Annotated in this window: 13 protein-coding genes; 2 read left to right on the plus strand and 11 right to left on the minus strand. The window is 67.8% G+C overall.

Annotated features, from left to right (window positions below; translation table 11 throughout):
• Nucleotides 1–3: 3 nt before the first annotated feature.
• The 10 genes from tolQ to aspS all read right to left on the minus strand — a co-directional run bounded on the left by tolQ (nucleotide 4) and on the right by aspS (nucleotide 9,779).
• Entirely contained in the window at nucleotides 4–783 is a 780-nt protein-coding gene (gene tolQ / locus PV764_RS06615; RefSeq protein ID WP_019185221.1) for a protein TolQ, read from the minus strand.
• Between the two features lie 10 nt (nucleotides 784–793).
• The gene (gene ybgC, locus PV764_RS06620) at nucleotides 794–1,237 is read right to left on the minus strand and encodes a tol-pal system-associated acyl-CoA thioesterase (RefSeq protein WP_019185222.1); all 444 of its coding nucleotides are present in this window, start codon (nucleotides 1,235–1,237) and stop codon (nucleotides 794–796) included.
• Nucleotides 1,227–2,267, minus strand: coding sequence for a Holliday junction branch migration DNA helicase RuvB (ruvB, locus tag PV764_RS06625; RefSeq protein WP_019185223.1), 1,041 nt, complete (start codon nucleotides 2,265–2,267; stop codon nucleotides 1,227–1,229). Before ruvB ends, ybgC begins: the two co-directional genes overlap by 11 nt.
• A gap of 264 nt (nucleotides 2,268–2,531) precedes the next feature.
• Nucleotides 2,532–4,382, minus strand: a complete 1,851-nt coding sequence (locus tag PV764_RS06630) for a potassium transporter Kup (protein WP_341986574.1) — start codon at nucleotides 4,380–4,382, stop codon at nucleotides 2,532–2,534.
• A 123-nt stretch (nucleotides 4,383–4,505) separates the two neighbouring features.
• Nucleotides 4,506–5,096: a Holliday junction branch migration protein RuvA gene (gene ruvA, locus PV764_RS06635; protein ID WP_046274332.1), complete on the minus strand. Its 591-nt coding sequence runs from the start codon at nucleotides 5,094–5,096 to the stop codon at nucleotides 4,506–4,508.
• 10 nt (nucleotides 5,097–5,106) lie between these two features.
• Nucleotides 5,107–5,628 carry a crossover junction endodeoxyribonuclease RuvC gene (ruvC, locus tag PV764_RS06640; RefSeq protein WP_019186142.1) on the minus strand — a complete coding sequence of 174 codons (522 nt, stop codon included), beginning with the start codon at nucleotides 5,626–5,628 and terminating at the stop codon, nucleotides 5,107–5,109.
• A gap of 129 nt (nucleotides 5,629–5,757) precedes the next feature.
• Nucleotides 5,758–6,489 carry a YebC/PmpR family DNA-binding transcriptional regulator gene (locus tag PV764_RS06645; RefSeq protein ID WP_019186141.1) on the minus strand — a complete coding sequence of 244 codons (732 nt, stop codon included), beginning with the start codon at nucleotides 6,487–6,489 and terminating at the stop codon, nucleotides 5,758–5,760.
• Between the two features lie 84 nt (nucleotides 6,490–6,573).
• Nucleotides 6,574–7,206, minus strand: coding sequence for an esterase/lipase family protein (locus PV764_RS06650; RefSeq protein WP_026070240.1), 633 nt, complete (start codon nucleotides 7,204–7,206; stop codon nucleotides 6,574–6,576).
• A gap of 110 nt (nucleotides 7,207–7,316) precedes the next feature.
• Nucleotides 7,317–7,850: a GNAT family N-acetyltransferase gene (locus tag PV764_RS06655; protein ID WP_046274331.1), complete on the minus strand. Its 534-nt coding sequence runs from the start codon at nucleotides 7,848–7,850 to the stop codon at nucleotides 7,317–7,319.
• A gap of 171 nt (nucleotides 7,851–8,021) precedes the next feature.
• Nucleotides 8,022–9,779: an aspartate--tRNA ligase gene (gene aspS / locus PV764_RS06660; RefSeq protein ID WP_019186138.1), complete on the minus strand. Its 1,758-nt coding sequence runs from the start codon at nucleotides 9,777–9,779 to the stop codon at nucleotides 8,022–8,024.
• A 171-nt stretch (nucleotides 9,780–9,950) separates the two neighbouring features.
• Between aspS and PV764_RS06665 the strand changes: the two genes are divergently transcribed.
• Nucleotides 9,951–10,901, plus strand: coding sequence for a DUF3011 domain-containing protein (locus tag PV764_RS06665; protein ID WP_284128850.1), 951 nt, complete (start codon nucleotides 9,951–9,953; stop codon nucleotides 10,899–10,901).
• A gap of 85 nt (nucleotides 10,902–10,986) precedes the next feature.
• Here the strand turns inward: PV764_RS06665 and PV764_RS06670 are convergent, their stop codons facing one another.
• Nucleotides 10,987–11,622, minus strand: a complete 636-nt coding sequence (locus PV764_RS06670; protein WP_051010555.1) for a hypothetical protein — start codon at nucleotides 11,620–11,622, stop codon at nucleotides 10,987–10,989.
• A 162-nt stretch (nucleotides 11,623–11,784) separates the two neighbouring features.
• Here PV764_RS06670 and PV764_RS06675 point away from each other — a divergent pair, with 162 nt between their 5' ends.
• Nucleotides 11,785–13,053 carry an MFS transporter gene (locus PV764_RS06675; protein WP_421116340.1) on the plus strand — a complete coding sequence of 423 codons (1,269 nt, stop codon included), beginning with the start codon at nucleotides 11,785–11,787 and terminating at the stop codon, nucleotides 13,051–13,053.
• Nucleotides 13,054–13,091: the final 38 nt, after the last annotated feature.

The following is a 13,091-nucleotide window of genomic DNA, read 5'->3' on the forward strand; positions in this document are numbered from 1 at the left end:
CGCTTACTCGTCGCCCGCGGTCTGACGCTGCAGGATCGAGCTGAACTCTTCTGCGAAGGTTTCAAAGCGCACCGACATGCGCTCCACGCGGGTGGTGAAGCGGTTGTAGGCCCACACCGCCGGGATCGCCACGAACAGGCCGATGGCGGTGGCGAACAGGGCTTCGGAGATACCCGGGGCGACCGAGGCGATACCGGCCTGCTCGCCGCTGTTGATCATGTCGTGCATGGTCACCATGATGCCGAACACGGTGCCGACCAGACCCACGTACGGGGCGGTCGAGCCGATGTTGGCCAGCAGCTCCAGGCTGCGCTCCATCTGGTCCACTTCGCGGGTATAGGTGGTGCGCATGGCGCGCTGGGCACCTTCCAGCTGGGCGCGGCCATCCAGGCGGCGCTTGTCGCGCAGGCGGGTGAACTCGCGGAAGCCCGATTCGAAGATCGCTTCCAGGCCACCGACCTGGCGGTTGCGGTCGGTCGCCGAGCTGTACAGCTTGCCCAGGTCCGCACCGGACCAGAAGCGGCTTTCGAACTCATCGGCAGCGCGGTTGGCGGCGTTGAACACGCGCGCCTTGCGGAAGATGATCACCCAGCTGATGAACGAGCCGGCCAGCAGCAGCAGCACGATGATCTTCACCGGGATGCTGGCCTTGACCATCAGGTCCAGGTAGTTGATGCCACCGCCGTGCGCGGCTTGGGCGACAGTCTGCGCCGCGGCGCTGGTGACTTCCTGCGGCAGCGCTTCGGTCACCGTGGCCTGCAGGGCCAGGAGCATTGCGATCATCCGTTGTTCCTCAGTATGCGGATTCTGGAAATTCGAGGTGTTTCAGCGCGGCATGCAGTGCATCGTCCATGCCACGCGGTTTGAAGGTGGCTGCATCGAGCGCGGCGATCTTCACCTGCGCGGTCAGCAGTGTTTCCTCGCCCCGGCACACGGCCTGGGCGAACACCATGCTGGCACGCTTGCACTGCACCAGCGTGGCGGTGACCGCCAGCGCATCGTCCAGCCGCGCCGGCTTGAGGAAATCCATGGTCATGCTGCGCACCGCGAACACCAGGCCATGGTCGCAGCGCATGCGCTCCTGACCATACCCCAATGCGCGCATCCATTCGGTCCGCGCCCGTTCCATGAAGGCCACGTAGCGGGCGTGGTACACGACCCCGCCAGCGTCGGTATCTTCCCAGTAAATGCGTGTCGGCCAACTGAATCGGGGCTCAACCCGGGGATCAACCGACATCCGGGACCTCCGCGAACAGGTCGGCCGGCGGATTCTTCGGCTTCAGGCCCATGTGCCGGTAGGCCTTGTGCGTGCACATGCGGCCCCGGGCGGTGCGGATCAGGAAGCCCTGCTGGATCAGATAGGGTTCGACCACGTCTTCCAGCGTGCCACGCTCTTCGGAGAGCGCGGCGGCCAGCGATTCGATCCCGACCGGACCGCCGTCGAAGTAATCGACCATGGTCCGCAGCAGGCGCCGATCGAGCTCGTCGAAGCCTTCCGGGTCGACCTTGAGCATCTGCATGGCGGCCTGGGCCACGGCCTGGTCGATGTGGCCGGCCGCCTTCACCTGCGCGAAGTCGCGTACCCGGCGCAGCAGCCGGTTGGCGATACGCGGCGTGCCGCGCGAGCGCCGGGCGATCTCGGCCGCGCCTTCGGCGGTGCAGTCGATGTTGAGGATGCTGGCCGAGCGCCGGACGATCTTCGTCAGCTCTTCGGGCGTATAGAACTCCAGCCGATGCACGATGCCGAAGCGGTCGCGCAGCGGCGCGGTCAGCAGGCCGGCACGGGTGGTCGCACCGATCAGCGTGAACGGCGGCAGATCGATCTTGATCGAGCGGGCCGCAGGGCCTTCGCCGATCATGATGTCGATCTGGAAATCTTCCATCGCCGGGTACAGCACTTCTTCGACGACCGGCGAGAGGCGGTGGATTTCATCGATGAACAGCACATCGTGCGGCTGCAGGTTGGTCAGCAGCGCGGCCAGGTCACCGGCCTTCTCGATCACCGGCCCGGAGGTGACGCGCAGCGCGACCCCCAGCTCGTTGGCGATCACGTGGCTCAAGGTGGTCTTGCCCAGGCCCGGCGGCCCGAAGATCAGCACGTGGTCGAGCGCGTCGCCACGCGCCTTGGTCGCTTCGATGTAGATCGACAGCTGCTCGCGCACCGGCGCCTGGCCCAGGTAATCGGCCATGCGCTTGGGGCGGATGCTGGCGTCGGTGCCCTCGTCTTCGCGGGTGGCACCGGCACCGATGATGCGGTCGTCTGTCATGCGGCAATTATGCGGCAAAAGGAGCGCGATCCGCGCTCCAGGTAGTGCCGGCCGCTGGCCGGCTCCGCACGATGCGCGCTCCAGGTAGTGCCGGCCGCTGGCCGGCTCCGCACGATGCAGGGGTCATGGGGAGCCGGCCAGCGGCCGGCACTACCGGTTACGCATCGGAGGGGCACACCGACGGTGCGGGGTTTTAACTGGAAGGCGCCCGGGTCCCAAGGTCTGCGCAGCAAACCTTGGGCAGCAAGGGGCGATCCGAGGCAGTCAGATCTCCACCTGTGCGCCCAGTTCCACCAGCCGATTCCCCGGAATCCGGAAGAACCCGGTCGCCGGCGCCGCGTTGCGGTGCATCAGCGCGAACAGCTTGTCGCGCCAGATCGGCATGCCGCGGTTGGCCGTGGCCACGATGGTCTCGCGGCTGGCGAAGAAGGTGGTGTCCATCGGGTCGAAGTAGATCCCGCCGTGGTCGCACGAGCGCATCAGCGCCAGCGGTACGTCCGGGGTCTCCATGAAGCCGAAGCGCACGTAGATCCGATAGAACTCATCGCCCACCGACTCGATCTTCAGGCGCTGGCCCGAAGGCGCGTACGGCACCGGCAGGGTCACCACGTGCAGGAACACGTTGCGCTCGTGCAGCACCTTGTTGTGCTTGAGGTTGTGCATCAGCGCGTGCGGGGCCACCGAGGGGTCGGCGGTCAGGAACACGGCGGTACCCGGCACCCGCACCGGCGGGGCCAGCATCAGGCCCGGCAGGAAGGTGTCGATCCGGATGCCGTCCTTGCGGATCTCATCGCGCAGCAGCTCGCGGCCCCGGCGCCAGGTGCGCATCATGGTGAACAGCACGATGCCCAGCACCACCGGGAACCACGCGCCCTGCAGCAGCTTGGCGCCGTTGGCGATCACGAAGCCCAGGTCGATCACGAAGAAGATCACGCACAGCGGCAGGATCCAGTTGCGCGCCTTCGGCCACAGCGCGCGGGCGACCAGTGCGAGCAGCAGGGTATCGATCAGCATGGTGGCCGACACCGAAATGCCGTAGGCCACGGCCAGGTTGGAGGAGCTGCGGAAGGCCAGCACCAGCCCGATCACCATCACCGCGATGCCCCAGTTGATGCCCGGGATGTAGATCTGGCCGATGGTGTCGTGCGAGGTGTGGGTGATGCGCATGCGCGGGATGTAACCCAGCTGCATGGCCTGGCGCGAGACCGAGAACGCACCGGTGATGACCGACTGCGAGGCGATCACCGCCGCCATGGTGGCCAGGATGATCATCGGGTACAGCGCCCAGTCCGGCACGGCCTCGAAGAACGGGTTCTTGACCGCCTCGGGGTTGTTGAGCACCAGCGCGCCCTGCCCCAGGTAGTTCAGCACCAGGCAGGGCAGCACGAAGAAGTACCAGGCGTGGCGGATCGGCTTGGCCCCGAAGTGCCCCATGTCGGCATACAGCGCTTCGCCGCCGGTGACCGCCAGCACCACCGCGCCGAGGATGAAGATGCCGTGCCAGCCGTGCTCCATGAAGAAGCGCAGCGCCCACATCGGGTTGAAGGCCTTGAGCACTTCCGGCGCATCGACGATGTTCCAGATGCCGATCGCGGCCAGCGAAATGAACCAGATCGAGGTGATCGGGCCGAACAGCTTGCCGATCTTGGCCGTGCCGAAGCGCTGTACCGCGAATACGGCCAGCAGCACCACCACCGTGATCGGCACGATGAACGCATGCAGCCCGGGGGCTGCGACCTCCAGGCCCTCGACCGCGCCGAGCACCGAGATCGCCGGGGTGATCACGCCGTCGCCGAAGAACAGCGAGGCACCGAAGATGCCCAGGATGCCCACTACATAGGCTGAGCGCGACCCGTTGCGCAGGGTGCGCTGGGTCAGCGCCATCAGCGCCATGATGCCGCCCTCGCCGTCGTTGTCGGCGCGCATGATGATGGTGACGTACTTGAGCGTCACCACGATGTTCAGTGCCCAGAAGGCCAGGGAAAGCACGCCCAGCACGGTGTCATGGTCGCTGTTGAGGCCGTAGTGCGGGGAGAACGCTTCTTTGAGCGTGTACAGCGGGCTGGTGCCGATGTCGCCGAACACCACGCCGATGGCGCCGATCATCAGCGCCATGCCGCCGGCCGCCGGCGCGTGGCCGTGCGGGGCCTGGCCGTCGCTGTGCTGGGGGGAAGTGGTGGACATGAGGCTCCGGGCGGACGCGGTCGGTATCGGATCAGGAACAGGCGGGCGCGCGGCTCAGCGCAGCGCAGCCTGCAGGGCTTTGCGGATGACCGTGGCGACATCGTCGCCTTCGGCGTTGGCGTCGCGCGCCATGCGTGCAGCCTCGACCGGCTTGTAACCCAGCTGCTGCAGGGCCACGGTCGCCTCGGAGACCGGATCGGTGGCCGGTGCCGCGCCGGCGATGGGTGCCCCGCCGCCGCCGAAATTGGCCGCGCGGTCGCGCAGCTCCAGCACCATGCGCTCGGCGGTCTTCTTGCCGATGCCCGGGATGCGGGTCAGCGCGGTGATGTCACCGGCCTGCAGCATGCGCGCGAATTCATCCACGCTGACGCCGGACAGCACCGCCAGCGCGATCTTGGCACCGATCCCGCTGACCTTCTGCACATCGCGGAACAGGCGGCGCTCGCCCTCGCGCAGGAAGCCGTACAGCGAGACGCTGTCTTCCTTCTGCGCGTAGTGGGTGAACAGCGTGACCTCGCGGCCCAGCTCGGGCAGGTCGTAGAAGGTGCTCATCGGCGCCTCCAGTTCGTAGCCGACGCCGTTGACGTCGACCATGAGCCACGGCGGCGCCTTGTAGGCCACGATCCCGCGCAGACGACCAATCATGCAGTTTTCCTCATTTCCGGCTCCAGGCCTGGCGCGCATTGACGCCCAGGCGCAGCGCCGTGGCCCGGACATGGGCGTGGGTGATCGCCACGGCCAACGCATCGGCAGCGTCGGCCTGCAGCTTGGTTTTCAGGTTGAGCATGAGCCCGACCATGTGTTGGACCTGTTGTTTTTCCGCGCCACCGCGGCCCACCACGGCCAGCTTGATCTCGGTGGCCGCGTATTCGCTGACCGGCAGGTCGCGCATCACCACGGCCGAGATGGCCGCGCCGCGGGCCTGGCCCAGCTTCAGGGCCGAATCCGGGTTGCGTGCCATGAACACCTTTTCGATGGCCACTTCGTCGGGGCGGTACTCCTCGACCAGGGCGGTCAGGCCCACCACCAGCAGCTTCATCCGCTGCGGGAAGTCGTCCGCGCCCAGCAGCACCAGTGGCAGGTGGTGGACATGCACCACCCTGCCGGCGGCGTCCACATCAATGATGCCCACCCCGGTGCGCTGCGAACCGGGGTCGATGCCGAGGATGCGTGTCATGCGGCACGCACACGGCCGCCCGCGGCCCGGAAGGGACACATGCGGCGGGGATAACAGGGAACGGCTGGAGTCATCATGGTCCGCATTGTCCGCTCACCGGTCGCGCAAAGCGACCGGTGAAGGGCCCGCTCAGGCGTAGGCGTCCGCGCCGAGATCGGCGTTGGAGAACACGTCCTGCACGTCGTCCAGGTCTTCGAGCATGTCCAGCAGCTTCTTGACCTGCAGAGCGGTGTCGCCCTCGACCTTGATGTCGTTGTCGGCACGGAAGGTGATTTCGGCATGGTCCGGCTTGAAACCGGCTGCTTCCATCGCGTCCTTGACGGCGTGATAGCTGTCGGCCGCGGTGAGCACATCGATCGCCCCATCTTCCGGGTAGACCACGATGTCGTCCGCACCGGCCTCGATCGCCGCTTCGGTGACGGCTTCTTCGTCCGCACCGGCGGCGAAGTGCAGCACCCCCAGGCGCTTGAACATGAAGGCCACCGAGCCTTCGGTGCCCATGTTGCCGCCGCACTTGCTGAACGCATGGCGGACATCGGCCACGGTGCGCACGCGGTTGTCGGTCAGGCAGTCCACGATCACGGCCACGCCACCGGGGGCATAGCCCTCGTAGCGGATCTCTTCGTACTCCACGCCTTCCAGCTCACCGGTCGCCTTCTTGATGGCGCGCTCGATCACATCCTTGGACATGTTCGAGGACAGGCCCTTGTCCATGGCAACGCGCAGGCGCGGGTTGTTGTTGGGGTCGCCTCCACCGCCGCGCGCGGCAACGCCGATCTCGCGGATGATCTTGGTGAAAATCTTGCCGCGCTTCGCGTCAGACGCGTTTTTGCGGTTCTCGATGGAGGGGCCTCTACCCATGGGGTGACTCTCGTGCTTCTGTCAGGAACAGGGCGCGAATTCTACCTGATCCGCCGCCCCGCCCGTGTCACCACCCCCGCCCGCTCAGGCGGCGTGGGCCGCATCATCGCGCCGGAACCGGCCATCGCGCAGGAAGGCGGCGGTCTGCCGCGCGGCATCGGGCGAGAACACCAGCCCGCTGTGGCTGGCCGGGATCACACAGTGGTCGGCGAGCCCCGGCAGCTGGGTCTCATCCAGCGCCACGGTGCCATCGGAGGCCTCGCCACAGGCGCCCAGCAGGCTGCCCAGCCCATGCGGGACCGAGCCGGCGATCAGCCCGACCTGGGCCCTGCCCTCCCAGGCCGGCAGCCCATCGAGCAGCAGTTCCGAGCTGCGCCCCAGCGCCAGCGACCAGCCGTGATCGCTCAGGGAGCGGGCGGTCACGCTGCCGCGCAGTGGCGAGCCCAGGCAGACCACGCGCGACACCGGCAGCTCCGGGGCGCGCCGCAGGGCCTCAAGGGCGACCAGTCCGCCCAGGCTGTGGCCGACCAGCGAGACCGGGCCACTGTCCTTGAGCCGCTCCAGCAGCTGCGGCACTGCCACCTCGGGGCCACCGAACACGCTCGAATACCCGAAGGTATCCACGGTGAAGCCACGGGCGCGCAGGCGCCAGGCCAACGGGCCGACCCAGGCGCGTGCGTTCCAGATGCCATGCAGCAGTAAAACGGGGGGATTCATGATGTCAGCCTCGCCCATTGGGCGGGGCGCCTGCAGAAGGAAACAGCGTCATTAGACAAATGGGCCAGCCAACGGCAGGTGAAGCCGCTGCGGCCATGACGATGTCGTGCTCAGCCCGCCGTGGGCGGGCGGCGCAGGATGAACTCCAGGTCGCGCACGCTGCCGACCGGGAACTCGTAGGTGCCGACCTTGCTGAAGCCATAGCGGGCATAGAACCGCTGCGCGCCGAAGTTCTCCGACCAGACGCCCAGCCACAGCGTGCGCGGGCCTTCCCGTTCCAGCCAGGCCAGCGCGGTTTCGAACAGGCGGCTGCCCCAGCCGCAGCTCTGCTGGTCCTTGATCAGGTACAGCCGCTTGAGTTCGCCATCGCCGGGCTGCACCTCGGCATGCGGCAGGCCACAGGGGCCGGCGGCGGCATGGCCCACGGCGACGCCATCGAGCTCCAGCAGCCAGACCGCGTAATCGGGGTGCTCAAGGATGATGCGCTGGCGCTGCGCCGGGTACGCCTCATCCAGGAAGGCCTGCAGGTCTTCGGGCGGGTACAGGGAGCCGAAGGTTTCCACGAACGTGCGCGTGGCCAGCACCGACAGGGTCTGGGCGTCGTCCGGGGTGGCGCGGCGGATGGTATAGCGGCCTGGAGTCACGGCGGGAGCATCGGCATCGGCAAGAACCGCCAATTTACCTGAACGTGGCGGCGATGGCGCCCCACGACCCGCGAACCTGTCGATCCTGGCGGGCAGGATCCGCAACAGGTACCGACCACCGGTCGGTACCTGCCACGTGTCGACGCCGACCGGGGGCCGGCGCGTCCCGGCTTATTCCTTGGCGGCGCGCGGGCGGACCTGCACGTGCACTTCGGCCAGCTGCTCGTCCGGGATCGGCGACGGGGCGCCGGTCATCAGGCACTGCGCGCCGGTGGTCTTCGGGAACGGGATGACGTCGCGGATCGACTCGGTACCGGCCATCAGCGCGGCGATACGGTCGATGCCGAAGGCGATGCCACCGTGCGGCGGCGCGCCGAAACGCAGCGCATCGAGCAGGAAGCCGAACTTGCCCTCGGCCTCTTCGGCACCGATGCCCAGCAGTTCGAACACCGCACTCTGCATGTCCGAGCGGTGGATACGGATCGAGCCACCGCCGATCTCGTTGCCGTTGAGCACCATGTCATAGCCACGCGACACGGCGGTCTTCGCATTCGCGCGCAGGTCGGCGATGTCGTCCACCGCCGGGGCGGTGAAGGGGTGATGCAGGGCGACGTAGCGCTGGGCTTCGTCGTCGTACTCGAACATCGGGAAATCGGTGACCCACAGCGGTGCCCAGCCGGCGGCGACCAGGTTGAAGTCCTTGCCGGCCTTCAGGCGCAGGGCGCCCATGAAATCGGAGACCTTGTTATAGCCACCGGCGCCGAAGAACACGATGTCCCCGTTACCGGCGCCGACATGGGCGACCAGCGCGGCGAAGGCTTCTTCGCTGAAGAACTTGGCGATCGGCGAGCTGACTTCGCCGCTCTCGCTGATCTTGATGTAGGCCAGGCCCTTGGCGCCGTACTTGGCGGCGTGCGCGGCGTATTCGTCGATCTGCTTGCGCGACAGGCTGGCGCCGCCCGGGATGCGCAGCGCGGCCACGCGGCCATCGGCATCGTTGGCGGCCGCGGTGAACACCGGGAATTCGCTGGTCTTGACCAGTTCGGCCACGTCCACCAGCTCTAGCGCGATGCGCAGGTCCGGCTTGTCCGAGCCATAGCGACGCATCGCCTCGGCCCAGGTCATGCGCGGGAAGCTGGCGGCCAGCTCCACGTCCACCACTTCCTTGAAGATGGCGCGGATCATGGTTTCCACGAAGTCCTGCACGTCGCGCTCGCGCACGAAGGCGAACTCCATGTCCAGCTGGGTGAATTCCAGCTGGCGATCGGCACGCAGGGCTTCATCGCGGAAGCAGCGCGCGATCTGGTAGTAGCGGTCGAAGCCGGCCACCATCAGGATCTGCTTGAACAGCTGCGGGCTCTGCGGCAGGGCGTAGAACTCGCCCGGGTGCATGCGCGCCGGCACCAGGAAGTCGCGGGCGCCTTCCGGGGTGGCCTTGGTCAGGATCGGGGTTTCAATGTCCTGGAAACCGGTGGCGTCCAGGTGGCGGCGCAGGGCCTGCACCAGCTTGATGCGGGTGCGCTGCATGCGCTGCATTTCCGGGCGGCGCAGGTCCAGGTAACGGTACTTCAGGCGGGTTTCCTCGCCCGGGTTCTCGTGCGCGTGGAACGGCAGCGGCTCGGCCTTGTTGAGGACGGTGATCGACGTGGCGATCACTTCCACGCTGCCGGTGCGGAGCTTGTCGTTGGCCGCATGCCGCGCACGCACCACGCCTTCGACCTGCAGCACGTCCTCGTAGCCCAGGCTGGCGGCCACGGCGAACACGGCTGCGTTGTCGACTTCCACCGTCACCTGCACGATGCCTTCATGATCGCGCAGATCGATGAAGACCACGCCGCCCTGGTTGCGGGCAACGTCGGTCCAGCCGGCGAGGGTAACGGTTTGGCCAATCAGGGTCTCGTCGACCAGGCCACAGAAGTGGGTACGCATGGGGGTAAAGCTCCGCAGGAGAGTGCCGGCGCCAAGCTGCGCCGGAAAGCCCGTTATTCTGCGGCCGCCAGCCCGGCGGGGCAAATCCGGGCGCCGCGGCCCGGCATCACACGCTCTGAACCGGGGGCATTCCTATAGTCCGCGCACCAACGACCGCACGGGGATGTAGCCATGCAACGCCGTCTGAGCACCGCCTGCCTCACCCTTGCCCTGGCCTGTATGGCCCCGGCCCTGCACGCCCAGATCAGCACCCGGGCCTATGCCCCGGAGAATCTGTCGCAGTTGTCCTCCTCCGACCGCAGCCGGGTCATCACCCAGGAATACGCCGACCAGTCCAATGGCCGCCGGATCCCGGATGACCAGCTGCGCTTCTACCTGGCCCAGGTCAACTCGGGCTGGAGCTTCTCACGCATCAAGCAGGACATCGCCACCTCGCTGCGCGGCAACGGCAACGGCGGCGGCTGGAATGGCGGCGGCAACGGATCCGGCAACAACGGCACGATCCGCTGCGAAAGCCAGGACAACCGCGAGCGGGTCTGCAACACCGGCTGGCGCAGCGCCCGGCTGTCCCGGCAGATTTCCGGCACGACCTGTACCGAGGGCCGCAACTGGGGCTCGCGCAATGGCACCGTCTGGGTCAGCGGCGGCTGCCGGGCCGAATTCGTCGAGGGACGCGGCAATGGCGGCAACTGGGGCGGCGGTAGCGGCACCGGGGCGACCATCCGCTGCGAGAGCCAGGACAACCGCGAGCGGACCTGCAACACCGGTTGGCGCAACGCGACCCTGGTCCGTCAGATCTCCGGCACGGCCTGTGTCGAAGGCCAGACCTGGGGCGTGCGCAATGGCGCGGTGTGGGTCAACCGCGGCTGCCGCGGCGAGTTCGCCGAGGCGCGTGGCAACAGCGGCGGCAACTGGGGCGGCGGTGGCAACAGCAACTACAGCGTGACCTGCAGCAGCAACGACAAACGCCAGCAGACCTGCGCGTGGGATGACCGCCAGGGGCGCCCGGCACTGGTCCAGCAGCTGTCCGGCACGGCCTGCGTGGAGGGCCGCAGCTGGGGCTACAGCAATGGCAGCCTGTGGGTCAGCGGCGGCTGCCGCGCCCGCTTCGGGGCGCGCTGAGCGGCCCAGCCCTGCACCCGGTGCCGACCGTGGGTCGGCACCCTTGCGTTGCCGGCCACCTGCGGCCGGCGCCGGGAGGCCGGGGTTACGGTGCCGGCGTCTCACTACCCCACGGCGCCGGCGGCAACGCCACCGGCTTGGTCAGGTCGAACACCACCTGGAAGTGGCGCCCGCCCGGCCGGGTGAGCTCGTAGACGAAGCGCTGGTCGGGGTCCACTTCCATCGCCCAGGTGTTCTGCACGGAGGCCAGCATGTCGGCCTTGCGGAACATCGCCACCGAATCCGAATCCACCGGGAACGACTGGCGCTGCGCGGTCCCCGGCGGCTTGCTGTCGCCGCCGTACATCGTGACCGCATCCGGGCTGCCATCCTCGTGGCGGTGATCATGCTTCAGGCGCAGGCCGTTCTCGGTGCGGCTCAGCACCCAGGTGCGCGAGTGGTCGTCGCCGACATGGAACGGGATCCGCAGCTCGTGTGCCGGATCCTCGCAGCCACGCACATGCATCACCAGGCGCTTGCCCTCGAAGGGATCGGGCGCATCGGTGCGCGGTTCGTTGACCGCGATGCGGCCTTCGAACGCCTTGCCGCAGTGCGCGGCTACGGCGGACATGAAGGCATCGGACGGTGCCATCGACACCTCGTGCCCGACGGTGTCATTGGTGCCGCTGCAGGCGGTGATCGCCAGCGCAGCGACCAAAGGAAGAAGTTTGACTGCGTTCATGCCCCCACCCTAACGGGCGCGAGCGGGCAGCGCAAACCGCGCGCTTGATGCGACAGACAGGGTTGCCAACGCATCCGCGCCGCTGCAACCAGCGCTTCATTGCCCCTGTGTTATGGTCGGTCACGTGATTCGTTCGCCTTCTTCCCCACGAAGGACGCACGCGTGTTGCGGCTGACCGCCCTGCTCACCGGTGTGGCGCTGTTGCTGACCGGCAGCGGCCTGCTCGGGACATTGCTGGCGGTGCGCGGTGGTGAAGCCGGCTTCGGTGCCGGCACGTTGGGGTTGGTGATGTCCGGCTATTTCGCCGGGTTTTTCATCGGCACCTTCTTCGCCCCCTCGCTGATCGGCCGCATCGGCCATATCCGTGCGTTTGCCTTCTTTGCCGCCCTCGCCGCCATCGCGGTGCTGCTGCACCCGCTGTGGATCAATCCGGTGGGCTGGGGCGTACTGCGCATCCTCACCGGCATCGCGCTGGTTGGCCTGTACACGGTGATCGAGAGCTGGCTCAACGCCGAACCCGACCCCCGGCTGCGCAGCCGCGCCTTCTCGCTCTACATGGTGGTCAATCTCTCGGCACTGGCCCTGGGCCAGGTACTGCTGATGCTCGGCGACGCCGGCGCGACCTCGATGTTCATGCTCACCGCCATCCTGGTCTGCGCGGCGGTGTTGCCGGTCACCGCCACGCGGCTGCGCCCGCCGGAGATTCCCTCGGTGCCGCGCCTGAAACTGGCGCGCCTGTACACGATGGCGCCGGTGGCGACCGTTGCCGCCGGCCTGTCCGGGCTGGCGATGGGCGCGTTCTGGGGCCTGCTGCCGGTGTACGCCGGCGAGGTCGGCCTGGATGGCAATGGCGTGGCCCTGTTCATGCTGACCGCCATCGCCGGTGGCGCGTTGCTGCAGTGGCCGCTGGGCCATATCAGCGACGGGCATGACCGCCGCACCGGGCTGGTCGCCCTCAGCCTGGCTGCGGCCGGCATCGCCGTCGTGGCGTCGCTGCCGATGATCCAGCTGCAGACCCATGTGCTGTTCGGCCTGTTCTTCTTCTACGGCGGGCTGGCCTTCGCCCTGTATCCCTTCGCCGTGGCGCACATGCTCGATTACCTGCCACGCGAAGACCTGCTGTCCGGGTGCTCCAGCCTGCTGCTGGTGCATGGCGTGGGCGCTGCGCTTGGCCCGGCACTGGCCGGTGCGGCCATGCAACGGTTTGGCGCGCCTGCGCTGCCGTTGTACTTCGCGGTGGTGCTGATGCTGCTGGCGTTGTTCACCACCGCGCGCCTGCTCAGTTTCCAGCGCCTGCGCACGCATCCGGTCGGGTTCCGGCTGATGCTGCGCACCACGCCCTCGGCCCTTGAGCTCATGCCCGAGACCGACACCGCACCGCCGGATCCCGATAACCCCCTCCCCTCTGACTCCGATAAGGAAGTGCATTGACTGTTTCGACACCGACCTCCCTCACTCCAACCCGTACA

This window comes from Stenotrophomonas sp. AS1, assembly GCF_048957655.1.
Taxonomy (GTDB): Bacteria; Pseudomonadota; Gammaproteobacteria; order Xanthomonadales; family Xanthomonadaceae; genus Stenotrophomonas; species Stenotrophomonas bentonitica_A.

Excerpts from the sequence above, each read along its gene's own strand:
- PV764_RS06665 (WP_284128850.1), top strand. The coding sequence starts at position 9,951 with ATGCAACGCCGTCTGAGCACCGCCTGCCTCACCCTTGCCCTGGCCTGT.
- aspS (WP_019186138.1), bottom strand. The coding sequence starts at position 9,779 with ATGCGTACCCACTTCTGTGGCCTGGTCGACGAGACCCTGATTGGCCAA.
- PV764_RS06650 (WP_026070240.1), bottom strand. The coding sequence starts at position 7,206 with ATGAATCCCCCCGTTTTACTGCTGCATGGCATCTGGAACGCACGCGCC.
- ruvC (WP_019186142.1), bottom strand. The coding sequence starts at position 5,628 with ATGACACGCATCCTCGGCATCGACCCCGGTTCGCAGCGCACCGGGGTG.
- PV764_RS06630 (WP_341986574.1), bottom strand. The coding sequence starts at position 4,382 with ATGGCGCTGATGATCGGCGCCATCGGCGTGGTGTTCGGCGACATCGGC.
- tolQ (WP_019185221.1), bottom strand. The coding sequence starts at position 783 with ATGATCGCAATGCTCCTGGCCCTGCAGGCCACGGTGACCGAAGCGCTG.
- ruvA (WP_046274332.1), bottom strand. The coding sequence starts at position 5,096 with ATGATTGGTCGTCTGCGCGGGATCGTGGCCTACAAGGCGCCGCCGTGG.
- ybgC (WP_019185222.1), bottom strand. The coding sequence starts at position 1,237 with ATGTCGGTTGATCCCCGGGTTGAGCCCCGATTCAGTTGGCCGACACGC.
- ruvB (WP_019185223.1), bottom strand. The coding sequence starts at position 2,267 with ATGACAGACGACCGCATCATCGGTGCCGGTGCCACCCGCGAAGACGAG.
- PV764_RS06645 (WP_019186141.1), bottom strand. The coding sequence starts at position 6,489 with ATGGGTAGAGGCCCCTCCATCGAGAACCGCAAAAACGCGTCTGACGCG.
- PV764_RS06670 (WP_051010555.1), bottom strand. The coding sequence starts at position 11,622 with ATGAACGCAGTCAAACTTCTTCCTTTGGTCGCTGCGCTGGCGATCACC.